The organism is Rhizobium sp. B230/85, from assembly GCF_019355735.1.
In the GTDB taxonomy this organism is placed as follows: Bacteria; Pseudomonadota; Alphaproteobacteria; order Rhizobiales; family Rhizobiaceae; genus Rhizobium; species Rhizobium rhododendri.
The window spans coordinates 85,046-105,890 of record NZ_CP072159.1; the positions used below are offsets into that span (position 1 = coordinate 85,046).

Consider the following 20,845-nt stretch of genomic DNA (forward strand, 5'->3'; position numbering starts at 1 on the left):
TGCAAGAGAATTAGCGTTAACAAGAAGTTAACTCAATTTCCTGAATTTGTAACGGCGAGATGATTTCTCGATATGTATCCGTTAGTTAGGCCGATTCTCGACTACATATCCACTGTGCCGAATCTGCAGATCTGCAGACGAAAGCTTACGGCGATGTCAGCTTGGCGAGCCGAAGTCGTGAATGCATCCCGACTCATTCTTCTGCAGATCTGCAGATAGTCACATGCGATTCCAAGTGCTCTTTCTCCGGCATGTCCACGTTGTGCGGAGATCAAGATGCAGGTTACTACCATTTCGCCTGATCGATACGTCGATCATTCTAACCTTCTTAGTCAAATGCACCGCTTACGTGCAGCAGTCTTTGGCGAGCGCCTGGAATGGGATGTCGCCATCTCTGACGCGGGTGAGCGTGACGAATACGACGATCTCGACCCGACCTACATCCTCGCAGTCACTGACGACCAAAAGGTCGTCGGCTGCGCGCGCCTGCTGCCGGCATTGGGGCCGACAATGCTGGAGCGGACATTCCCGCAATTGCTGGCAACCGGTTCACTCAATGCCTCTGCCAGCATGGTCGAGAGCTCGCGCTTTTGCGTCGATACGTCTTTGGCGGCAGGAAGGGGAGGGGGCCAACTCCATCTCGCGACCCTCACCATGTTTGCCGGCATCATCGAATGGTCGATGGCAAACGACTACGACGAGATCGTCACGGCCACCGATCTGCGCTTCGAGCGCATCCTGAATCGAGCCGGATGGCCGATGAAACGACTTGGTGATCCCGTAGCTATCGGCAACACCGTGGCTGTCGCCGGAACTCTGCCGGCCGATCGAGAAAGTTTTGAAGGAGTTTGCCCGCACGGCTACCGCTCGATCTCCGCCGAGGATCACAGCCATCAGATCCGGAGTGCTGCGTGACCCAGCTCCGCTCTTATCCCCGGCTTGTCCGCAAGCTGCAGGACGCACTCGGCGACCAACTTTGCATCGCGCTCGACGACGCAACCGTCGTCGAGATCATGCTCAATCCAGACGGTCGCCTTTTCATAGAACGGCTGGGGCACGGCGTGGTACCGGCCGGCGCAATGAGTACCGCCGCAGCTGAAGTTGTCATCGGCAGTGTTGCGCATGCGCTGCAATCGGAGGCCGACGACGAGCGGCCGATCATCTCTGGCGAACTTCCGATTGGGGGTCACCGCTTCGAGGGGCTGTTGCCACCGGTGGTCTCGGGACCAGCATTCAGCATCCGCCGTCGGGCCTCGCGTCTCATTTCACTGACAGAGTATGTGAAGTCGAAGGTGATGACCGAAGCCCAGGCATCTGCCATTCGAAGCGCAATCGACGCTCGGATGAACATTGTCATCTCTGGGGGCACCGGTTCCGGAAAAACGACGCTTGCCAACGCCATTATCGCCGAAATCGTGGCTGACTCCCCGGACGATCGTATCGTTATCCTCGAAGACACCGCCGAGATACAGTGCGCAGCGGAAAATGCCGTGTTGCTACACACCAGCGATACCGTCGACATGGCGCGCCTGTTGAAGAGCACGATGCGTCTGCGTCCCGATCGCATCATCGTCGGCGAGGTCCGCGACGGCGCGGCACTCACCCTTTTGAAAGCTTGGAATACAGGCCATCCCGGCGGCGTCACTACGATCCATTCCAACACGGCGATATCAGCCCTGCGCCGACTGGAGCAACTGACGGCGGAAGCCAGCCAGCAGGCAATGCAGGAGGTGATCGGCGAGGCCGTCGACCTGGTCGTCTCTATTGAGCGAACGGGAAAGGGGAGGCGGGTCCGCGAGGTCATCCACATCGAGGGATACCGCAACGGCCGCTACCAAACCGAACACTATGCCCAGATCGATGAGGACAGCCATGTCGCGTAATATAAAATTGGTTCTCACCTGGGCGGCGCTGGCCGCCGTCTGTGTCAGTCTCGCCGAACCCGCACTCGCCTCCTCGGGCGGTGGCGGCCTTCCTTGGGAATCGCCGCTGCAACAGATCCAGCAATCAATCACCGGACCTGTCGCCGGATTTATCGCGCTGGCCGCGGTTGCCATCGCCGGTGCTATGCTGATCTTCGGCGGCGAATTGAATGATTTCGCAAGACGGCTTTGCTACGTAGCCCTTGTAGGCGGTGTCCTTCTCGGCGCTACCCAGATCGTCGCTCTGTTCGGCGCCACCGGAGCCTCGATCGGCGAGGCTTACGCGCAGCCCGAGCAAAACACTCCCAAACCAACTGTGACGCGGGCTATACGAGGGGAGGGCGCTCATGACTGAGGTCGGCTCGTCTCTGGTACGCTCGCGCGTGCATCGGGCACTATCGCGTCCGAACCTTTTAATGGGCGCCGACCGCGAACTAGTGCTGCTGACGGCGCTTGCGGCCATCATCCTGATTTTTGTCGTCCTGACCTGGTATGCGGCGCTGTTCGGCATCGCGATCTGGCTCGTCGCAGTCGCGGCGCTGCGCATGATGGCAAAGTCCGATCCGCTGATGCGTCGGCTCTATCTCCGCCACATTTCCTACAAGACCTTCTACCGCGCGACGTCGTCGCCATGGCGAACATACTGAGGGACTGAGATGGTCGCCCTCAAAACATTCCGCCATTCCGGACCGTCCTTCGCCGATCTGGCGCCCTACGCTGGCCTGGTCGATAATGGCGTCATTCTTCTGAAGGACGGCTCGCTGATGGCCGGTTGGTATTTCGCGGGGCCCGACAGCGAGAGCTCGACCGACGCCGAGCGTAACGAGGTGTCGCGACAGATTAACGCTGTTCTGTCACGACTGGGTTCCGGCTGGATGATTCAAGTCGAAGCGGTACGGGTGCCAACTGGCGATTATCCTGATGAGGCGGTGTCACATTTCCCCGATCCGGTGACGCGTGCCATCGACAACGAGCGGCGCGCTCACTTCCAGAAGGAGAGGGGACATTTCGAGAGCCGCCATGCATTGATCCTGACCTGGCGGCCGCCGGAGCCGCGGCGCTCCGGGTTGACGCGGTATGTCTACTCGGATGCGGCGAGCCGCTCTGCGACCTATGCCGACACGATGTTGCAGGGCTTTCTAACCTCGATCCGTGAGGTCGAACAATATCTTTCAAATGTCGTGTCGATCCGTCGGATGACGACGCGGGAGACGTCAGAGCGCGGTGGGTTCCGTGTCGCCCGATACGACGAACTCTTCCAGTTCATTCGCTTTTGCATCACTGGTGAGAACCATCCGGTGCGCCTACCGGAAATCCCTATGTATCTCGACTGGCTGGTGACGGCCGAGCTGCAGCATGGCCTGACACCCCTGGTGGAGAACCGCTTTCTCGGCGTGGTCGCGATCGATGGCCTGCCGGCCGAAAGCTGGCCTGGAATCCTCAACACGCTCGACCGGATGCCGCTCACCTATCGCTGGTCGTCCCGCTTCGTCTTCCTCGACGCGGAAGAAGCAAGGGCACGGCTTGAGCGCACCCGCAAGAAATGGCAGCAGAAGGTGCGGCCGTTCTTCGACCAGTTGTTCCAAACACATTCGCGCTCGGTCGATCAGGATGCCATGCTGATGGTGGCGGAAACAGAGGATGCGATCGCAGAGGCCTCATCGCAGCTCATTGCCTATGGTTATTATACGCCGGTCATCGTTCTCTTCGAACAGGATCAGCATCGCCTCCAGGAAAAGTGCGAGGCTATCCGCCGTCTGATCCAGGCCGAAGGTTTTGGCGCACGCATCGAGACGCTGAACGCCACGGATGCCTTTATCGGCAGCCTGCCCGGCGTTTCCTATGCCAATATCCGCGAGCCGCTGATCAACACCCGCAATCTCGCCGATCTCATCCCCCTGAACTCTGTTTGGTCGGGAAGCCCAAACGCACCTTGCCCATTCTATCCGCCGGCCTCACCGCCTTTGATGCAGGTGGCATCCGGATCGACGCCATTTCGCTTGAACCTACACGTCGATGATGTCGGCCATACGCTGGCTTTCGGCCCGACCGGTTCCGGTAAATCAACGCTGCTTGCGCTGATCGCCGCGCAGTTTCGCCGTTACGCGGATGCTCAGATATTCGCATTCGACAAAGGCGGCTCGATGATGCCGCTGACGCTGGGCGTCGGTGGGGATCACTATCAGATCGGTGGCGATGCGACCGGAGAAGGAGTGGGTGGGGCGCTCGCATTTTGCCCGCTGGCAGAGCTGTCAAGCGACGGCGACCGGGCTTGGGCCTCCGAGTGGATTGAGATGCTGGTGGCGTTGCAAGGTGTGACGATCACCCCGGATTATCGCAACGCCATTTCGCGGCAGATCGCATTGATGGCAACGTCGCGCGCCCGCTCTCTGTCTGACTTTGTGTCCGGCGTACAAATGCGTGAGATCAAGGACGCGCTGCATCACTATACCGTCGACGGTCCGGTGGGCCAGTTGCTCGATGCAGAGCAGGACGGTCTGGCGCTTGGTGCCTTCCAGTGCTTCGAGATCGAGGAACTGATGAACATGGGCGAGCGCAATCTCGTTCCGGTGCTCACCTACCTGTTTCGTCGCATCGAGAAACGCCTGACCGGCGCTCCCAGCCTGATCATTCTCGACGAGGCATGGCTGATGCTTGGTCATCCGGTGTTTCGCGACAAGATCCGGGAATGGCTGAAGGTGCTGAGAAAGGCCAACTGCGCCGTTGTTCTTGCCACCCAATCGATCTCGGACGCGGAGCGCTCTGGGATCATCGATGTCCTAAAGGAAAGCTGCCCGACGAAAATCTGCCTCCCGAACGGCGCGGCACGGGAACCGGGCACGCGCGAGTTCTATGAGCGCATTGGCTTTAACGAACGGCAGATCGAGATCGTCGCAACCGCCATCCCCAAGCGCGAATATTACGTCGTCTCACCGGAGGGCCGAAGGCTCTTCAACATGGCGCTCGGTCCTGTCGCCCTTTCATTCGTCGGGGCGACCGGCAAGGAAGACCTGAAGCAAATCCGCAGCCTCCATTCCGAACACGGGGCCGCATGGCCTCTCTACTGGCTCCAGCAACGGGGGATCGCCCATGCCGACACACTCATCTCGACCTCTTGAGACCTACTGTGCGGCGGTCATTGCGACCGGCCTTGCAATCGCAACGCCAATCCAGGTCCAGGCCGGTGGCGTGACAGGTCAGGCAACGGAATGGACCCAGCTTGCCAACAATGCCGAGCTGGTCTCGCTCGTGGGCAAATCGGCCGAGCAGGTGAACAACCAGATCACGCAGATCTCGCAGCTGGCGGAGCAGATCCAGAACCAGATCAACATCTACAAGAACATGCTGCAGAACACGGCGCAGTTGCCAAACCACGTCTGGGGTCAGGTCGAGAACGACCTGAAGAACCTGAAGAACGTGGTCGCGCAAGGACAAGGCGTCGCCTTCTCAATGGGCAACATTGACGATGTCCTGAAGCAGCGCTTCCAGAGTTTTTCCGAGATGAAGAGCAACCTGCCTGACGGGGCAAGCTTCTCCCAGACCTATCAGAACTGGTCGGACACCAACCGCGATACGATCGCAGGAACCCTAAAGGCAGCAAACCTGACGGCGGACCAGTTCTCGAGCGAGGAGAGCACGATGTCATCACTGCGCTCGATGTCGGAAACGGCCAACGGGCAGATGAAGGCGCTGCAGGTCGGCCACCAGATCGCCGCCCAGCAGGTGGCGCAAATGCAGAAGCTGCGTGGGCTGGTTTCCCAGCAGATGACGATGATGGGCACCTGGTTCCAGTCGGAGCAGGCACAAAAGGATCTCGCCCAAGCACGCCGGGAAAAATTCTTCAGCGGAACCGAGCATGACATCCGCGGCGGGCAGACGATGGAGCCCCGCTGGTGAGCCCGCGCCGCATCATCATCGCGACGGTCGTAGGGGCCTTCACACTCGTTGTCGGCGTCCTCACCTGGATCGTCGTCCAGCCTGGTCCCCATCCGGTCTCCAGAGCAGGAGAGGCATCCGATGCGGCCCAGCGCGAACACCGCGAGAAAGTCTTTGGCGGCGACACCGATAGCGGCATTCGCGGCGGCCAGGAGATGAAACCGAGATGGTGATCGTTCCTCGTTCCCGCCACCTCGGACTCACCTTTGCCACGATCGGCATCGTGTTGATCGCGACCGCGCCGGCCTTTGCACAACAGGGTCAGGTGCTGAGCACCCTGGAGAATTCCGTCGTCACCGCCGCAAAGGGCTGGGAAACGACTGTGATGAACGCCGCGCGGTCATTGTTCTGGATCCTCGCGGGCATCGAGATCGGCATCGCCGCGGTGTGGCTGGCGATCAATGCCGCCTCGCTCGATAGCTGGTTTGCCGAGCTCGTCAAGCGCATCATGTTCATCGGGCTGTTTGCCTTCATTCTCAATGAGGGGCCGGCCTTTGCCAAAGCTGTTGTCGACAGCCTCTACCAGATCGGAGCTGGCGGTGGCTCGGCCTCTCCCGCCAACATTTTCGACGCCGGCATTCGTGTCGCAACCAAGATGTCCGAACAGGCGAAGTTCGGACTGTGGGAAGACAACGCGCTCGCCATCGCCGCCGTCTTCGCCATGGTGGTGGTGGTTGTGTCCTTCTCACTCGTGGCCGCCATCTTCGTCTCGGTCATGGTTGAGATGTATGTGGGTCTGCTGGCGGGCATGATCATGCTCGGATTGGGCGGAATGTCCTACACCAAGGATTTTGCCATCAAATATCTGGTCTACGCGTTCTCCGTGGGCATGAAGCTGATGGCGCTGGTGATGATTGCCAAGATCGGCTCCGACATCCTGCTGGGATTGGCCGAGGCGCCGACAGCCACATCAGAGCAGTTCATCAATACGCTCGCCATCGCCGGTATCTCGGTTGTGGTCTTTGTCATCGCCATGTATGTGCCGCCGATCCTTCAGGGCGTCGTTCAAGGCGCCTCTGTTTCCGGAGGAATGGAAGCGATCCGCCACGGCGGACAGGCCGCATCGTTTGCAGCAAGCGCTGGGTTTTTGGCAACGGCCGCAGCCAGCCGAGGCTTCCAGGCCGCGAGTGCGGCAAGGGCAGGGGGATCCTCGCTCGGAACTGCCGCCATGCGCGGCATGGAGGCGGGTATCGGTGGGGCCGCCGGTGCGCTCAGTTCGGCGGCAAAGGATAAGGCGATCGGCTCTCCCGGGGCCTACGCCGGTTCTCTACTGGGGCTCGCCAACGCCAAACTAGACCAGCAGTCAGGCCGACCCGGATCACCGCCTCCACCCCCGCCGATCAACGACACCAAATGACTGGAGGCAGAGCGTTCATGGCCGGACAACACATGCCCGACAATCCCTATCTCGCTGCGCGCAACGAATGGAATGAGCGCTATGGATCCTACGTAAAGGCAGCGACCGCCTGGCGGATCGTCGGCATCACTGGCATGACCATGGCCGTGATCGGTTTTGGCTACGCGCTCTACCAGAGCACCCAGGTCAAGCTCGTTCCATATATCGTTGAGGTCGACAAGCTCGGCGCGGCGGTCAATGCTGGATTTCCGCAGCAAATTGAATATGCCGATCCGCGTGTCGTGCGGGCCACCCTCGGTAGCTTCGTCTCGAATTTTCGCAGTGTGACGCCCGACGCGGTCGTGCAGAAGCAATATATCGACCGGACCTACGGCCTACTTCGGACATCCGATCCGGCAACCGAGAAGGTCAATACCTGGTTCCGCACGAACTCACCGTTTGAGAAAGCAAAGATCGCGACGGTGGCGGTCGAGGTCGACAATATCGTCGCGTTGTCGAACCAGAGCTACCAGATGGACTGGACCGAGTTCGAGCGCGATCGGCGCGGCAAGGAAACGGCCGTCCGCCGCTTCCGCGGCATTGCAACGGTGACACTGACCCCTCCTCAGGACGAGGGCGTCATCCGTATAAACCCCATCGGTCTCTATCTCCGCGACTTTGACTGGACAGCACAGCTTTGAAAGGCATCGCCCCGAACATGATCATCCCACGTACAAGAACACGGGCCATGCTGACGAGTGCTCTCGTCTCGGTGATGTTGGCGTCTTCAATAGTCGTTCCCTTCCATGCTTCTGCTGCCGATGGCGTAACCGCCAACGAGGCAAAGGGCATGGGCATCTCCACCCAATGGCGTGGATCGCGGGGTCTCGTCACCAAGGGCGCCGACGGCAAGGTGATCTTCCTATACGGCGAGGTGCAGCCCTCGGTCGTCTGCTCGCCGCTACAGGTTTGCGATATTGAACTGCAAGGTGGCGAGGTCGTCCGAGACGTGCTGGTCGGCGACACGGTGCGCTGGAAGGTCGAGCCGGCGACCTCGGGGGCTGCCGGCGGTCAGGCGATCCACCTGATTGTCAAACCGGCAGAACCTAGTCTCGTGACCTCAATGGTCGTCACGACATCCAGACGCACCTATCACATCCAGCTCAAGTCCCATCCGACCCAGTATATGGCGCGCGTTGGCTTTGAATATCCAGAGGATGTGTCGACCAAGCTTGCCGACGTGAATGCGCGGTTGGAGGCAAGCACCATCCCGGGCGCAGGCGTCCCCGCCGAACAATTGAACTTTTCATATTCGGTCTCGGGCAGCGCCGGTTGGCGGCCCACGCGGGTCTATTCCGACCGGCTCAAAACTTACATCCAGTTCCCGCGTTCTATCTCCGGCCAGGACGCGCCGGTTCTTTTCGTCACGTCAGGCGGGCAGAATCGCATCGTCAACTACCGCATGAAGAACGACATGATGGTCGTCGACTATCTGATCGACCGCGCAGTGCTCGTTTCCGGCGTCGGGTGGAAGCAAGAGAAGGTAACGATCAAAAGGGGAGGCCAATGATGCATGCTTTCGCCCATGCGCCAATGTTCCTGATTCCAGTTCGCAGTTTTGCCGCAGCCACCGCTCTGACCATTCTCCTCTCCGGATGCCAGTCCACCGGAGCCGACGACCTCGTCGCTAGCAACGCGCCACCGGAAATTTCCGGCCTGGCGGCGAGTGCTATTGCCGGAGACATGGTCAGCCGTCTTGCCGAACAGATCGGGCCCGGGAAGGCAACCGTCGCACTTAAGGTGGATGCTTCGCCCTTCGGCCAGGCGTTGGAAGCCACGTTGAAGGGATGGGGCTACGCCGTGGTCACCAATCAGAAGACCGATCGTGACACGGCGATGATCCCGCTCGCCTACGTCATTGTCCCGTTTGATGGTCAGGTGCTGGCACGTCTTTCGACCAACAGCGTTGAACTCGGCCGAGCCTATTCTGTGACGGCGAACGGCGCGACGCCAGCGAGCGCACTGTCGCTCGTGCGGCGCAGTTGAGGAGACCAACCATGGCGCAATCCCTCAAGCTCGGCAATGCACAGAGCAGCCAGCCCCAGCCCGGTATACGGCGGATCAACCGCGTGCCGATCATGGCCGTTATCGTCCTCACGATCGCGTTCCTTGGTGTCATTTTCTTTGGGCTTGCTTCGCGCGGGTTCTACTTCGCCAAGGACAGTGGTCCGGAGATAAGTTCGGGCAACCCTGCCTCCACCTACGCCGACCAGATCAAACGCGGTGTGACCGATGGCATTATCGGTGACCAGCGGCAACAGACCACCTTCCAGCCGAAGCCGGTCGAAGCAAAGCCGGCCGATGAGAAGACCAACAATCCTTTCCCAGAGCAGCCGGGGCACCGCGATGTGCAGCAGCGCGGCCAGGAGCTCGAAGCGGAAGGGGTTTGGCGGGCTCGTCTCGCAAGAGAACAACAAGAACAATATCTGCGCGAGCAGCAGCGCCAGAGATTGGCTAGGCTGCAGGCGAACAACGCTGCCTATGATGCGCCGCTCGCCATTGATCGCAGTAAGCTGGAAGCCCGTGCTGAAACGAATGGAGCGACCGCGGACACGTCGGCAAGACCCGCAACAACCCCGACAAACACCGGCAGCACCCCCGATCTCTATGCGGCCGCCCTGCGTGCGGGGCTTGGTGGTCAAAACGTCGATCCCAATGCGCAAAGCGCCAAGGAAGAGTTCTTCAACGCCGACCTGAAAGACCTTGGCTATCTGCCGAACCGTGTCGTGCCTCAACAATCGCCCTTCGAGCTGAAGCGAGGCTCGGTCATTCCGGCAACGCTGATCACCGGCATTAATTCCGATCTTCCCGGCCGGATCACCGGCCAGGTGAGCCAGAATGTCTATGACAGCGCCACCGGTCATCGCCTGCTGATACCGCAGGGAACGAAACTGTTCGGCCGTTACGACAGCAAGGTGTCATTCGGACAGAAGCGTGTGCTTGTTGTTTGGACAGACATCATTTTCCCCAATGGTTCGACTTTGCAGATCGGCGGGATGTCGGGGACCGATGCTGAAGGCTATGGCGGTTTTAACGACAAGGTAAACAGCCATTATTTGAAAACCTTCGGCTCGGCCGTGCTGATCGCGCTGATCGGGACGGGTATAGACATGGCCGTTCCAGAAAGCTCAACACTCGCGACCCAGGACACTGCCTCGGATGCCACGCGGCGCAATTTCGCCGAAACATTCGGGCGTGTGGCGGACCGGACAATCCAGCGGAACATGGATGTTCAGTCGACCCTAGAAATTCGCCCTGGCTACAAATTCGATGTCCTCGTGGATCAGGACATTGTGTTTCCCGGCGCATACAAGGCCTGACCGTTGGTAACGACCAAAATAATTCTTTGCCGGTGATGCAGGTTCGAGTTGGTTCAAGGCGTTCACATTTGCCTCAAGCGACTTGCGGCGGTCTCTATTTCGGAGCGCATCCTGGCGCTGGCAGCCACCAGTTTGGTTTTCGCTTTTACCGGCGGTCATCTAATCAGGCACCGCGGTCACCTATGGTCGGTTAATGCCCCAGCCCAGATCAAGGCCACAAAAATCATAATGGTGATGCTGCGGATGGGCTTCATCTGGCAACCTTGTCGGTGGAGCAATATTCCAGCACGAACGCTTTGTACGCGATAGCGCACGCTCTGAATTGGTGAAGCCGCCTTTACTGGATGGCAGCAGAAATGCCAAGTCATGATGCTCGACCAAATTTCGGCCGGCAGCACGCTGCACTGATTGACGTGGCCACCTCGCATTCGTAATAGTCTCCGCGATGGTTCCCGTATGGGATCAAAAGGGAACACGGTGCGGATTACCCATCAGGAGCCAAAACCGGGACTGTCCCCGCAACTGTGAGCGACGAGCTTCATTCAAGATGCCACTGGTCCGCATGGGGACTGGGAAGGCGGATGCGGCAACGACCCGCAAGTCAGGAGACCTGCCATCATTGGACGTCATTGGCATAAGCGTGGGGCGGGGTGTCTCGACGCGGCGGATTTCCGTCACCTTTGCCATGACAGCAGACGTCACACAAAGGACTTCCCATGTTTACCAATATCACCAGACCTTTCGACGAGAGCACGCCTGATTTCAAGGCACGCCTCGTGACGATCTATACGGTTCTTGCCGTTCTTAATTTTGGAGCCTGGCTATGGGCGCTTGTCGCTTTCTGGGACGAGCCTGCGCTACTCGGCGTGGCACTCGTAATCTACGGGCTCGGCCTTCGCCATGCCATTGATGCCGACCATATAGCTGCCATTGACAATGTCACCCGAAAGCTCATGCAAATGAAACAGCGGCCGGTTTCCGTCGGCTTCTTTTTCGCAATCGGACATTCGACGGTGGTCGTGCTGGTTGCTGGAGCTGTGGTGGCGGCATCCTCGCTGCTGGGTGGGTTCCAGAGCCTCGAGGGTGTTGGCGGCACGATCAGCACGAGCATTTCGGCATTGTTTTTGCTGATTATTGCCACGATGAACATCGTGATCTTCGTGTCGATCTATCAGAGCTACCGCCGCGTGAGGGCAGGGGGCACCTATGTCGAGGAGGATCTTGACCTTCTCCTCAACAATCGAGGCTTTCTCGCGCGCGTATTGCGCCCGATGTTCAAGCTGGTCACCAAGAGTTGGCATATGTTTCCCCTTGGTTTTCTATTCGGCCTTGGCTTCGATACTGCGACCGAGGTCGCTATGTTTGGCGTGTCAGCGACACAAGTGGCCAAAGGCGTTCCGGTCGAGGCGATCATGGTCTTCCCGGTACTGTTTGCTGCCGGCATGTCCTTGATCGACACAACTGACGGCGTGATGATGCTCGGCGCCTATGATTGGGCCTTCGTCAAGCCGATGCGGAAACTTTACTACAACATGACTATCACACTGGTTTCGATCATCGTAGCCGTGCTCATCGGCGGTATCGAAGCCCTTGGATTGATCAGTGACAAGTTGGGGTTGGAAGGTGGCCTCTGGGACATCGTCGGCGGATTGAACGAAAACTTCAACAATCTCGGGTTCGTGATCATCGGCGTCTTCCTTCTCGCATGGATCCTCTCCTTCGTGATCTACAAAGCCAAAGGCTTGGACGACGTCGAAATCAAAAGTCCGGTCTGACGCTGTCGCAAAGGTTTCAAGGGGCCATCGCGACGTCCCCTTGTCTCTCAGCAAACCCGCACCCTCAGGTCACATTGCTCGACTTCACGCCGCCTGGCGGTTCCAGCTGGCAAATGGGTTGGGAAGATTACGCCAACGGCCTGGGTATCATTGAGTAAGGTCATCCCGCCGGCGCCGAGAAATCCGAGGAGGACTGTGGCGGAGGTTGCACTCAGACTTTCGGAAGCGAGTAGCGCGTAAGCACCGCGTTGTCTTCGCCCTCAATAGTCACTTCGATCACTTCGGCGACGAAGTCCTGCCGGACTACGAATTCTTCCACGATGAGCGCGAACAATTCCCGTTGTAGGGCCGATAAGGCTCGCTCAGCGGCATCGATCCCGTCATAAACCGTAGCAACCTCTCTCGGCACATTCCAAAGATGCAGGCGGCCGTCTGATATGCAGTCGAGGCGGAATTCTGATCGTTTTACGTGGTGATGATGCCTTGCCCGAAGCCAACTATCCATTTCCGCTGCACAATAAAGATCTCATGTCTCATCAGAATCTTCCGGTTGCCGCCAAATTTGCATTGATAGGACGACGTCCGGCGACCAAATGGTGAACCGACGGGAGATGCTCGAAACTGACTTCATTTGGGAAGGGGTATGACGCCGTGCGTGTAATACCGAATGAGGGCCCAACCGCTGGTCAGAATGATAGTCAATATGACCACGACCACCACTCTCTTGGTTTGCCTGACCCGTAGATCACCAGACATTTGAAGCCTGTCACAATAGGGACAGACCGAAAGGTGATCGGAGATTTCTCGTTCGCAGTTATCGCAACTCTTCATCGAAAGAGCCATCCTCTTACTGAAGGATGGGTGTGCGAGCCGCCAGCGGGACATTCTTTAACCTGGGAGTTAGCTTTCGTGTGAGTTTGATCCGCTTTTTTGTTGCCTTAATCCACACACGCCCGCTAACGTTGTTGTCGGGCAGTTCACTACCACCTGATCTGGTGGGCTAACGCGAAATGGAAAAGTGGTTTAGATCCTGCTGAAACTCAGGATGCGGGAGTACCATCGGCGGCAGCCGTTTAGGCCCTGTTCAAACCGCTTCACCGAACTTTTAACCCGAGTTCAGCCAGAAGCTGCCCGGCCTGGTCACGGGATATCGTCGCTCCTTTAAATTGTTTAGCGTTCAGAAGGCGTATCCCGCCAAGATCGGCTCCGCGAAGGTCAGCATCTTCGAACCTGCATTCGGCCAGATTGGCGTCGCGCAGGCTGCAGCCTTGAAACAAGGTTTCTCGAAAGTCGCATTTTCGCAAGTCTGCCATGTCGAAGCTCACTTCGGTCAGCCGCATTTTTCGGAACGACACTCCCGGCAGCGTGGCTTGCATCAGCAGCGTGCCGTCCATCGTGAGATTAAGTGTTTTGCATTCGGACAGTGTCGCGCCCGTCAGCTTGCACCGCGTGAATGTCGCGTCCGTCAGGGTCGCGCCCCGGAAACTGCTATTGTTGAAGTCGCTTCCCTCGAACCTCGCCTCCGACAGGTTGCATGCCTTGAAATCAGCCAGGCCGCCTTTACACCTGATCCAAGTGGTGGCCTCCAAAATCGAGCCGGTAAAAATCGCCTTCTTGACGTTGCATGCCTCGAACAACCAACCAGAGAAGTTCAATCTGGAAAGATCGGCCTCTTCAAGATTGCAGTCGACCAATCGCATTGTGGTACCACTTGACGCGAGGTGTTTGGCGGCGGCGCGGTCCAGCGTCTTGCCTTCTACCGTCTGAACAGGGCTGAACTTCGATGCGTCCGCTAGAGCTGGGCTCATATGGTTCTCTCACACTAGTCAGTAACCCGATGATGTCGGAGCAACTAGCAAGGTGCCTATCATCCCCTTCGGGCATTGTCAAAAAGATACCGGATGGTATGTTGAATTATGGCCGAAGCTCACCGTCGTAAGAAGAATCCGGATCAAGTGAGGTTAGCGCTTCTCGAAGGCGCGGCCTCCATTGCCATGGAGCGTGGTCTGGCGGCAGTGAGTGTGCAGGCGGTCTCGGATGCCGCAGGGGTTACCAAGGGCGGGTTTTTCCATCATTTCCCGTGCAAACAGGCTTTGCTCGACGGAATGATGGCATGGCTTCTTGACGCCCTCGATAGTCGCATCGATGCTGCGATTAACTTTGATCCCGAGCCACACGGTTGTTTCACACGGGCCTACGTTGGCTCCGTTTTTCAGCCAAAGATTTCAGGTGATCGCTGGGCGACTCTCTGGATGTCCACACTAACCGACCCGCAACTCTCGATGAAATGGGCTGAATGGTATCAAGCTCGCCTTGAGCGACATCGAGCCACCGACACTGGAGCCGACCTTGAGGCGGTGCGTCTTACCGTAGGTGGCATATGGCTTGCGGGGACGGCGGGCGTTCCCATCCAATTTCCAGAAGAACATTGTAGGCGGCTGATCGCCGCCACTTACCAATAAAAATCCTACAGAAGAAAATGGTCTGCTTTCGCCATGATTTCGGCTGTCTTGTTGCTAGTCGGTATAAATATGACGTTGCCCTACACCGCCTTGCGACACTGACCGCGATCTCGATGCATCTAACTCTGAAAACCTTGGATCATCATTGACTACACCCGTTCTGATACATTTAAGGCGCCCAACTGCAACTCGTCCAATTCAATGCGAGACAGCGTCGTTGTCTCGGTCGGATCGTCAGGATGAGCACGGCCGCATCGCCGCATCAAAGGGCGGAGCCATTGATCGATCAGGTCTGTGACCGCTTCGGCTATCCTGCCGAACACCAGACGTGAAGGTTGCAATCAAGATTGCACAATCGATCTGCGCTCCCGTTGCGACCCTAAGTATCTTGCATGACTCATGGGAGTTTATGTTGGTCATCGCGAGTGTCGGTGCTTCGGCGGCTCATGCGGAGTTTCCGTGGAGCTTTCTGAGTTTGGTTATTAAGGTGACACCTCGACACCGCGAAATCATCGGGACGAAACAGGGTCTGCGTAGAACCTCGACTTAATGACTGACTAAGCGGCTCGTTGTTGAAGGTCCGGGAGCTATGTCGTTCGTTTTGACAAATCGTTCACGATTAAGCTTCAGAGATTTCCAATGCCTTTGCGTTAAGGTTGAACAAGGACTTTTTCCAATTCGGTTAAAGCTGAGGACTGAAGATCATGACCGTGCGATCAATTATCGACCAGCACGTAAAGCAAGCCTGCGAGACCCACAAGTTCGAGAATAAACGCCAGGTTTTTCGTTTCGCTATCCAGATGGCAGCGGCTGTCACCATCGTAGCGGATATATTGAACCTCGCAGCGCACCTCTCGCTAAACGCCTTCGGGCTACTGCCCTATGCGTTGGTGCCCGCGGCGGTCGTCGGGCTGGTCATTTCGACCGTGGTCGCTTCCGTCCTGACCTTCTCGGTCATCTATGTCATCGGCTTGGCCATCCATCGCCTGACGATTTCTCGTTCGATGTTCGAACGACTGAGTAGAACGGACATGCTTTCTGGATTGTTGAACCGGAGGGCGTTTGTTGACGAGGTGTCAAAAGCACCTCAAGACGCCTCGCTGGTCCTATTCGATATAGACCAATTCAAGCTCATCAATGACAGTTACGGACATGATGTTGGGGATCGAGCCATCTGCATGGTGTCAAAGCAACTCGCAACCGCCCTGAGCGATAAGCATATCGTGGCCAGAATCGGTGGAGAAGAGTTCGCGGTTTTGCTCGTTGAACTCACCCCAACCGAACGTCTTGCACTCGTCGAACGCTGTCGACAGCTGATCGAGGCGTCAAATGTGGGCGACGACGTTGCGCAATTGCAGGTGACGGTTTCCGCCGGTATCGCGGAACGGGGCTCCCACGAGACGTTTCAATCGCTATTCCTAGCTTACGACCGCGCGCTTTACTTCGCAAAAGTATCGGGCAGGAACAGGGTGATACATTCCAATCAGGTTCAGGAATTGATGGATAAGCCAGGCGAACGTCTCAACGGCAGCTGAAGCAGCCTCGCCATTGCCTGTCGATAGCTGTCCGAAGGGTCTTAAAACTCCTCCCGGTAATACGCCACTGCCGCGGATGTGGACCGACCGCCGACGACCGCTATGGGAGGCTTAGCTGCTTGGCTTGGAGCCGGCTGCGATTGACGAGGTTATCGAACCCTACCCATGCAGGTTGATTGCACGGTCGACACATGCAACTACAGATCCATTATTCCCAGCAGTATATATTCAAGATGAAACGTAATTTTTCCACATTCGAAACGGGCCAATCTTCTTCCAGGATTTGGAAGGAAGTCTAGTGAACGATCTTGTATCGGCTATCGACGACGCGCTGCAATCCGTAAAGGAGATCGTTGCGGATTGTAGCGCGTCCGGGAAACCTGTTGGCGGTCAGCAGTTTGAGATTGTCGATGAAACTGGCAGCGTTTGGGCTGTCATCCAGTTTAGGGCCTTCACCCCCAATCTGGTGCCGAAACACTTGAATGGATCTGAAACGGTGTATCGCCTACCAAGCCAAAAAAACCGGGCGCTTGACGCGATTTAACGGTCCGCTCAGCTGACTAGGGGAGCGTGATGCCGATCTTTTGGGCACGCCACACAGCTTGCAATAAGACTTCGGTTCGCTTCGCGAGACGTTCCCGGCTTACGTATTCTCAGAATTCAAGCGATCCTGGATTTCCTTTCCGGCCTTAAAAAATGGCACCCATTTGTCATCGACAAAGACGATCTCCCCGTTTCTCGGGTTGTGCCCGGATCTCGGCGGGCGGTGTCGCACCGAGAAGCTCCCGAACCCACGAAGCTCGACCCGGTTGCCCTTTTCCAGGGCCTCGGTAATTCCCTCGAGAATGATGTCGACGATCCGCTCGACGTCTCTGTGGTAGAGGTGGGGATTGCGCGCCGCGACGATTTGCACGAGTTCCGATCTTGTCATTGTTTGGCCTGTAAAATTTGGTGGCTGAACGAATGCTGGTTACTTGTCGGAAGCTGGCACGGCAACCGTGATTACGCAACGCTGCTCGCTTTTGGCCTTTGCGGCCGCTTCACCACAGGTCGTGAGCGCTTGCTGATTGGCACGCACGAGAGCACTGGCATCGGCAATACCACGCCATCCCCCGGGGCTTGCCGACTGCATCAGGGCGATCCCCGCATCTTAGCGATCAGCATTCATGACTGTGGCGGCAATCGCTTTGTCGATCGATCCCGGCATCAGGCGCGTCCCAAGGGTTAGGAATACGCCACCCATAACGATGCCGACGGCCACGCCACCGAGCAGCCAGCGATCTTGCTGCCGCCCGTCGCGAACACCGCTGACGACGTCTCTGATGTCGGCCTCTACCCGCTGCAGACCGCGCTCCCGGTTCTCAAGTGTCCGAACGGCGTTTGCCGAAATGCGATCGGCGGCGATTTCGATCATCCGGGCATAATGTTCAGGGCCGTTCTTTAGGGCCGGAGACTTTTGGATCACCGTCAGGTGCTTGCCGACCAGCACCATGCTCTCGGCGATCTGGCCGCTATCCACGCTGTGGTCGGTCGGCGGCTGGAACGTCTCGAACCGTTCGAAGGCGGCCGCCACGCCCTTGCAGATGACCACCATTTCATCACCTAGATCGCGGGCGAGCTTCTCCACGGTCCGCCGTAAAGTCGAAGGCTTCGGTCGCCTCATCGATTGCAGAGGGCATCGCCCGGTCCTGATCGTCGGTGCTGTCAGTCATGCGCACTCCTATCGTTCAAGCCCTTGGCCACGCCCGCGGACACATCTATTGCAACGGACAACAACACGCCAGGCGCAATCAGGACAGATCTACTTTCCACGATATAGCGTTGGATCGCAAATGAGCCCGAACAGAGGAATGACATGATCATGGTACTCGACAACTATGCCGCAATTGGCAAAAATTTTTGCGCCATGACTATGATCGTTATTGGGACGTGTACGAGCCACAAAGGCGTTCAAGCTCTCAAGGCGATGGAGGCTCTCCGGAAAACGCCTACTTGATTGGAGCCAAGTTCAGGAAGCCGAGACACCATGAGCCGGCACCACGTTTTGTAGAAAGCTTTCTGGGATTGCGGCAGGGCAGATCAACTCCATGACCGGGGGCGCGACCGGACTTCGTCTCTTCAATCAAAACATATGCGTCCTCCCTCATATTTTTTGAACGGCCGACGCGATCCTCTTCTCGGATATTGCCGTGAGTGTCATTGGCCCCGCCGCAGGCTTGCCGAGCAGATATCCCTGAGCGTGTGCGCAGCCTTCATCAACGACGATCTGGTACTGCGCCGGTGTTTCGATGCCTTCTGCGGTGACGGGTAGGCCGAGCGAGCGGCCGAGGCTGATAACCGAGCGCACAATGGCGCGGGCGTTAGGATCAATTTCCATGCCGGCAATGAAGCTCCGGTCGATCTTCAGCCTGTCGAAAGGGAATGACTGCAGGTTGCTCAGCGACGAGTAACCCGTTCCGAAATCGTCCATAACGATCTTGACGCCAAGAGCCTTAATTTGTGTCAGGATCTCCAGCGTCATCGCCCGATCCTTAAGAAGGGCGGTCTCGGTGATCTCCAGTTCCAGTCGCTCCGGTGCAAGGCCAGTCTCATCGAGAATGCTGCCGACAACGAAGGCGAGGTTGGCAAGACGGAACTGTATGGCGGAGACATTGACCGCTACCTTGAGCGTCTGGCTCCAGTTGACCGCTTGCCTGCAGGCTTCCGTTAGCACCCATTCACCGATGGAAAGGATGATGCCACTCTCTTCTGCAATTGGGATGAAGATCTCTGGGGAGACGCTTCCTCTCGTTGGATGCGTCCAGCGAAGAAGGGCCTCGTACCCGACCGTCGCTCGCGGCTCTATAGATTCGATTGGCTGGAAGACGAGATGAAGTTCGTTTCGAGCGACGGCCTGGCGCAGATCATTTTCCAGCAAACGACGGTCGCGACGTTCAACGTCCATTGCAAGGTCGTAGAATGCATGCATCCCCCGGCCGCCTGCCTTTGCGCGATAAAGTGCAACATCGGCTGCTTGCGTGAGCGAGTCGGCATCAAGTCCGTCCTTCGGATAGACCGCGATACCGATGCTGATACCAACCGCTGTCGGATCAATCGAGACATTCATCCGCTCCCGGAATGTTGTGCGGATACGTTCCGCCAACGCCCCCGCGCCTTCGCTGCCTATACCTTCCGCAGTCAGGATCATAAACTCGTCGCCGCCGACCCTAGCGACCGTATCGCCCCCGCGGCAGCAAGCTCGCAGGATCGCTGCAACATCCCGCAGAACCCTGTCACCCTCGGCATGACCAAAAAGGTCGTTGACCGCCTTAAAGCGGTCGAGGTCGAGGGCGAGAAGCGCAAACGGTGCTTCCGTTTCCGCGCCGCGCGCCAATTGCGCGTGGAGATTATCTTGGAACGTGGATCTGTTGGTCAGTCCGGTCAGAATGTCGTTGCGCGCGAGATATTCCACCTTTTTCTGCACCATACGCCGTTCCGTCAAGTCGCGCAGTGCAACGACCTGGGAGGGACGACCACCATATTCAATGGTATGAACAGCGATCTCAAAGATGCGCGCGGGGTCGCCCACGAGCGGAGACGCTTCCAACGCACTTTCTCGAGTTGCATCTACGCGATGTCCGTCCGACGCAGCCAGCAGATCGTCTGGGCGCATTCCGACGAGATCACTACCATCTTTTTCAAGAAGACGCGCAAACCGCCCGTTGACCTCAACGATCACGCCATCGCGCACGATGGCAAGGCCGTCAAGTGTCGCGTTGGCGAAGCCTTTGAGGTCAACGAGGTGGCGGTCGATGACCACTGCGACGGCAGACGAAGCGAGGATCAAAAAAGTTACCATCGTAACGGCGCTAGTCAGCCAGATCACGTCCGATGTCCCCGTGACTACAGGAGCCAGGGACGGATCAGGCGTGATGATCGTTGCGGACATCGACGTGAAGTGGAGGACACAGATGCCGAGTACGGCGCCGATCGCAGCGGTGAAGATCCGTATCCGGCCCCTAAAATGTTTGAACGCAAAAAGCGAAAGAAAAAACAGTGCGAGGGCGACCAAGGCTCCGACGATGATCTGTGCCCATGCAAAACTAAGTTGTGCAGCCACCTCGATACCTGCCATTCCGACGAAGTGCATAGCCGCGACGGTAAGCGTGATCAGAAAGGCAGACATGCCAGGCATACGCGAGTCGCGAAAGCCACCTTGGATGGAGAGCCAGAAGCCCGCGATAGCGATCAAAGCTGAAAGCGCGGTAAAGAAAAAGTCGAAGCGAAGAGTGATCGTGCCCTGATAAGCGAGCATGGCAACGAAGTGCGTAGCCCACACGCTGAGGCCGGCCGAACACGCAGCGACTGCTCGCCAGTTGCGCTGGCGTCCCAATGTGCTTTCTTCCGATCGCAGGAGAAGATGGAAGAATGCAGCCATTCCCACAAGTGCGATGATAGCGGAAATAGCCATGATCGCGGTGTCGTGGCGATTTGTTACGCATTCGAGAACAGTGAACATG

The 20,845-nt window shown here is 57.7% G+C and carries 20 protein-coding genes, 1 pseudogene and 1 riboswitch; of the genes and pseudogenes, 16 read left to right on the forward strand and 5 right to left on the reverse strand.

Going from position 1 to position 20,845, the window contains the following annotated elements; genetic code table 11:
* Window positions 1–276 precede the first annotated feature (276 nt).
* From J5289_RS27080 to J5289_RS27140, 13 genes are all read left to right on the forward strand, one after another.
* Window positions 277–915: an acyl-homoserine-lactone synthase gene (locus tag J5289_RS27080; RefSeq protein ID WP_209206916.1), complete on the forward strand. Its 639-nt coding sequence runs from the start codon at window positions 277–279 to the stop codon at window positions 913–915.
* On the forward strand, window positions 912–1,883 hold the full coding sequence (gene trbB / locus J5289_RS27085; protein ID WP_209206914.1) for a P-type conjugative transfer ATPase TrbB: 972 nt from the start codon (window positions 912–914) through the stop codon (window positions 1,881–1,883). Before J5289_RS27080 ends, trbB begins: the two co-directional genes overlap by 4 nt.
* Window positions 1,873–2,277, forward strand: coding sequence for a conjugal transfer pilin TrbC (trbC, locus tag J5289_RS27090; protein ID WP_209206912.1), 405 nt, complete (start codon window positions 1,873–1,875; stop codon window positions 2,275–2,277). The genes trbB and trbC overlap by 11 nt, the downstream gene beginning before the upstream one ends.
* Window positions 2,270–2,569, forward strand: coding sequence for a conjugal transfer protein TrbD (locus J5289_RS27095; protein WP_209206910.1), 300 nt, complete (start codon window positions 2,270–2,272; stop codon window positions 2,567–2,569). Before trbC ends, J5289_RS27095 begins: the two co-directional genes overlap by 8 nt.
* A gap of 9 nt (window positions 2,570–2,578) precedes the next feature.
* The gene (locus J5289_RS27100) at window positions 2,579–5,041 is read left to right on the forward strand and encodes a conjugal transfer protein TrbE (RefSeq protein ID WP_209206909.1); all 2,463 of its coding nucleotides are present in this window, start codon (window positions 2,579–2,581) and stop codon (window positions 5,039–5,041) included.
* Entirely contained in the window at window positions 5,013–5,819 is an 807-nt protein-coding gene (trbJ, locus tag J5289_RS27105; RefSeq protein ID WP_209206908.1) for a P-type conjugative transfer protein TrbJ, read from the forward strand. Before J5289_RS27100 ends, trbJ begins: the two co-directional genes overlap by 29 nt.
* Complete coding sequence (gene trbK / locus J5289_RS27110; RefSeq protein ID WP_209206905.1) at window positions 5,816–6,031, forward strand: entry exclusion protein TrbK; 216 nt, start codon at window positions 5,816–5,818, stop codon at window positions 6,029–6,031. The genes trbJ and trbK overlap by 4 nt, the downstream gene beginning before the upstream one ends.
* Window positions 6,025–7,215, forward strand: a complete 1,191-nt coding sequence (gene trbL / locus J5289_RS27115; protein WP_209206903.1) for a P-type conjugative transfer protein TrbL — start codon at window positions 6,025–6,027, stop codon at window positions 7,213–7,215. Before trbK ends, trbL begins: the two co-directional genes overlap by 7 nt.
* A 17-nt stretch (window positions 7,216–7,232) precedes the next feature.
* Window positions 7,233–7,895 carry a conjugal transfer protein TrbF gene (locus J5289_RS27120; RefSeq protein ID WP_209206901.1) on the forward strand — a complete coding sequence of 221 codons (663 nt, stop codon included), beginning with the start codon at window positions 7,233–7,235 and terminating at the stop codon, window positions 7,893–7,895.
* A gap of 74 nt (window positions 7,896–7,969) precedes the next feature.
* Window positions 7,970–8,764: a P-type conjugative transfer protein TrbG gene (gene trbG, locus J5289_RS27125; protein ID WP_374108618.1), complete on the forward strand. Its 795-nt coding sequence runs from the start codon at window positions 7,970–7,972 to the stop codon at window positions 8,762–8,764.
* The gene (gene trbH, locus J5289_RS27130) at window positions 8,764–9,240 is read left to right on the forward strand and encodes a conjugal transfer protein TrbH (protein ID WP_374108619.1); all 477 of its coding nucleotides are present in this window, start codon (window positions 8,764–8,766) and stop codon (window positions 9,238–9,240) included. The genes trbG and trbH overlap by 1 nt, the downstream gene beginning before the upstream one ends.
* A gap of 11 nt (window positions 9,241–9,251) precedes the next feature.
* Window positions 9,252–10,574 (forward strand): IncP-type conjugal transfer protein TrbI, encoded by a 1,323-nt coding sequence (trbI, locus tag J5289_RS27135; protein WP_209206890.1) that lies wholly within the window; start codon window positions 9,252–9,254, stop codon window positions 10,572–10,574.
* A gap of 429 nt (window positions 10,575–11,003) precedes the next feature.
* Window positions 11,004–11,207, forward strand: a riboswitch (cobalamin riboswitch).
* Window positions 11,208–11,290: 83 nt separating this feature from the next.
* The gene (locus J5289_RS27140; RefSeq protein ID WP_209206888.1) at window positions 11,291–12,349 is read left to right on the forward strand and encodes a HoxN/HupN/NixA family nickel/cobalt transporter; all 1,059 of its coding nucleotides are present in this window, start codon (window positions 11,291–11,293) and stop codon (window positions 12,347–12,349) included.
* 211 nt (window positions 12,350–12,560) lie between these two features.
* On the opposite strand, the gene J5289_RS27145 is transcribed toward J5289_RS27140, so the two are convergent.
* Together J5289_RS27145 and J5289_RS27150 are read right to left on the reverse strand one after the other, a co-directional pair.
* Window positions 12,561–12,854: a hypothetical protein gene (locus J5289_RS27145; RefSeq protein ID WP_209206886.1), complete on the reverse strand. Its 294-nt coding sequence runs from the start codon at window positions 12,852–12,854 to the stop codon at window positions 12,561–12,563.
* Between the two features lie 589 nt (window positions 12,855–13,443).
* On the reverse strand, window positions 13,444–14,157 hold the full coding sequence (locus tag J5289_RS27150; RefSeq protein WP_209206884.1) for a pentapeptide repeat-containing protein: 714 nt from the start codon (window positions 14,155–14,157) through the stop codon (window positions 13,444–13,446).
* A gap of 108 nt (window positions 14,158–14,265) precedes the next feature.
* Here J5289_RS27150 and J5289_RS27155 point away from each other — a divergent pair, with 108 nt between their 5' ends.
* The 3 genes from J5289_RS27155 to J5289_RS27165 all read left to right on the forward strand — a co-directional run bounded on the left by J5289_RS27155 (window position 14,266) and on the right by J5289_RS27165 (window position 16,890).
* A complete protein-coding gene (locus J5289_RS27155; protein ID WP_209206882.1) occupies window positions 14,266–14,811 on the forward strand; it encodes a TetR/AcrR family transcriptional regulator in 546 nt (181 codons plus the stop codon).
* A gap of 704 nt (window positions 14,812–15,515) precedes the next feature.
* Window positions 15,516–16,346, forward strand: a complete 831-nt coding sequence (locus J5289_RS27160) for a GGDEF domain-containing protein (protein WP_209206880.1) — start codon at window positions 15,516–15,518, stop codon at window positions 16,344–16,346.
* A gap of 298 nt (window positions 16,347–16,644) precedes the next feature.
* Window positions 16,645–16,890, forward strand: a complete 246-nt coding sequence (locus J5289_RS27165; protein ID WP_209206878.1) for a hypothetical protein — start codon at window positions 16,645–16,647, stop codon at window positions 16,888–16,890.
* A gap of 99 nt (window positions 16,891–16,989) precedes the next feature.
* Here the strand turns inward: J5289_RS27165 and J5289_RS27170 are convergent, their stop codons facing one another.
* From J5289_RS27170 to J5289_RS27185, 3 genes and pseudogenes are all read right to left on the reverse strand, one after another.
* Window positions 16,990–17,277, reverse strand: coding sequence for an integration host factor subunit beta (locus tag J5289_RS27170; protein ID WP_209206876.1), 288 nt, complete (start codon window positions 17,275–17,277; stop codon window positions 16,990–16,992).
* Window positions 17,278–17,316: 39 nt separating this feature from the next.
* Window positions 17,317–17,940 (reverse strand): annotated as a pseudogene (locus J5289_RS27180) (DUF6118 family protein).
* 549 nt (window positions 17,941–18,489) lie between these two features.
* Entirely contained in the window at window positions 18,490–20,844 is a 2,355-nt protein-coding gene (locus J5289_RS27185) for an EAL domain-containing protein (RefSeq protein ID WP_209206871.1), read from the reverse strand.
* Between the last annotated feature and the right edge of the window lies 1 nt (window position 20,845).

Excerpts from the sequence above, each read along its gene's own strand:
- J5289_RS27155 (WP_209206882.1), top strand. The coding sequence starts at position 14,266 with ATGGCCGAAGCTCACCGTCGTAAGAAGAATCCGGATCAAGTGAGGTTA.
- J5289_RS27080 (WP_209206916.1), top strand. The coding sequence starts at position 277 with ATGCAGGTTACTACCATTTCGCCTGATCGATACGTCGATCATTCTAAC.
- J5289_RS27100 (WP_209206909.1), top strand. The coding sequence starts at position 2,579 with ATGGTCGCCCTCAAAACATTCCGCCATTCCGGACCGTCCTTCGCCGAT.
- trbC (WP_209206912.1), top strand. The coding sequence starts at position 1,873 with ATGTCGCGTAATATAAAATTGGTTCTCACCTGGGCGGCGCTGGCCGCC.
- J5289_RS27170 (WP_209206876.1), bottom strand. The coding sequence starts at position 17,277 with ATGACAAGATCGGAACTCGTGCAAATCGTCGCGGCGCGCAATCCCCAC.
- trbL (WP_209206903.1), top strand. The coding sequence starts at position 6,025 with ATGGTGATCGTTCCTCGTTCCCGCCACCTCGGACTCACCTTTGCCACG.
- trbG (WP_374108618.1), top strand. The coding sequence starts at position 7,970 with ATGTTGGCGTCTTCAATAGTCGTTCCCTTCCATGCTTCTGCTGCCGAT.
- J5289_RS27095 (WP_209206910.1), top strand. The coding sequence starts at position 2,270 with ATGACTGAGGTCGGCTCGTCTCTGGTACGCTCGCGCGTGCATCGGGCA.
- J5289_RS27185 (WP_209206871.1), bottom strand. The coding sequence starts at position 20,844 with ATGTTCACTGTTCTCGAATGCGTAACAAATCGCCACGACACCGCGATC.
- J5289_RS27145 (WP_209206886.1), bottom strand. The coding sequence starts at position 12,854 with ATGGATAGTTGGCTTCGGGCAAGGCATCATCACCACGTAAAACGATCA.
- J5289_RS27140 (WP_209206888.1), top strand. The coding sequence starts at position 11,291 with ATGTTTACCAATATCACCAGACCTTTCGACGAGAGCACGCCTGATTTC.
- J5289_RS27160 (WP_209206880.1), top strand. The coding sequence starts at position 15,516 with ATGACCGTGCGATCAATTATCGACCAGCACGTAAAGCAAGCCTGCGAG.
- J5289_RS27150 (WP_209206884.1), bottom strand. The coding sequence starts at position 14,157 with ATGAGCCCAGCTCTAGCGGACGCATCGAAGTTCAGCCCTGTTCAGACG.
- trbI (WP_209206890.1), top strand. The coding sequence starts at position 9,252 with ATGGCGCAATCCCTCAAGCTCGGCAATGCACAGAGCAGCCAGCCCCAG.
- trbH (WP_374108619.1), top strand. The coding sequence starts at position 8,764 with ATGCATGCTTTCGCCCATGCGCCAATGTTCCTGATTCCAGTTCGCAGT.
- J5289_RS27120 (WP_209206901.1), top strand. The coding sequence starts at position 7,233 with ATGGCCGGACAACACATGCCCGACAATCCCTATCTCGCTGCGCGCAAC.
- trbJ (WP_209206908.1), top strand. The coding sequence starts at position 5,013 with ATGCCGACACACTCATCTCGACCTCTTGAGACCTACTGTGCGGCGGTC.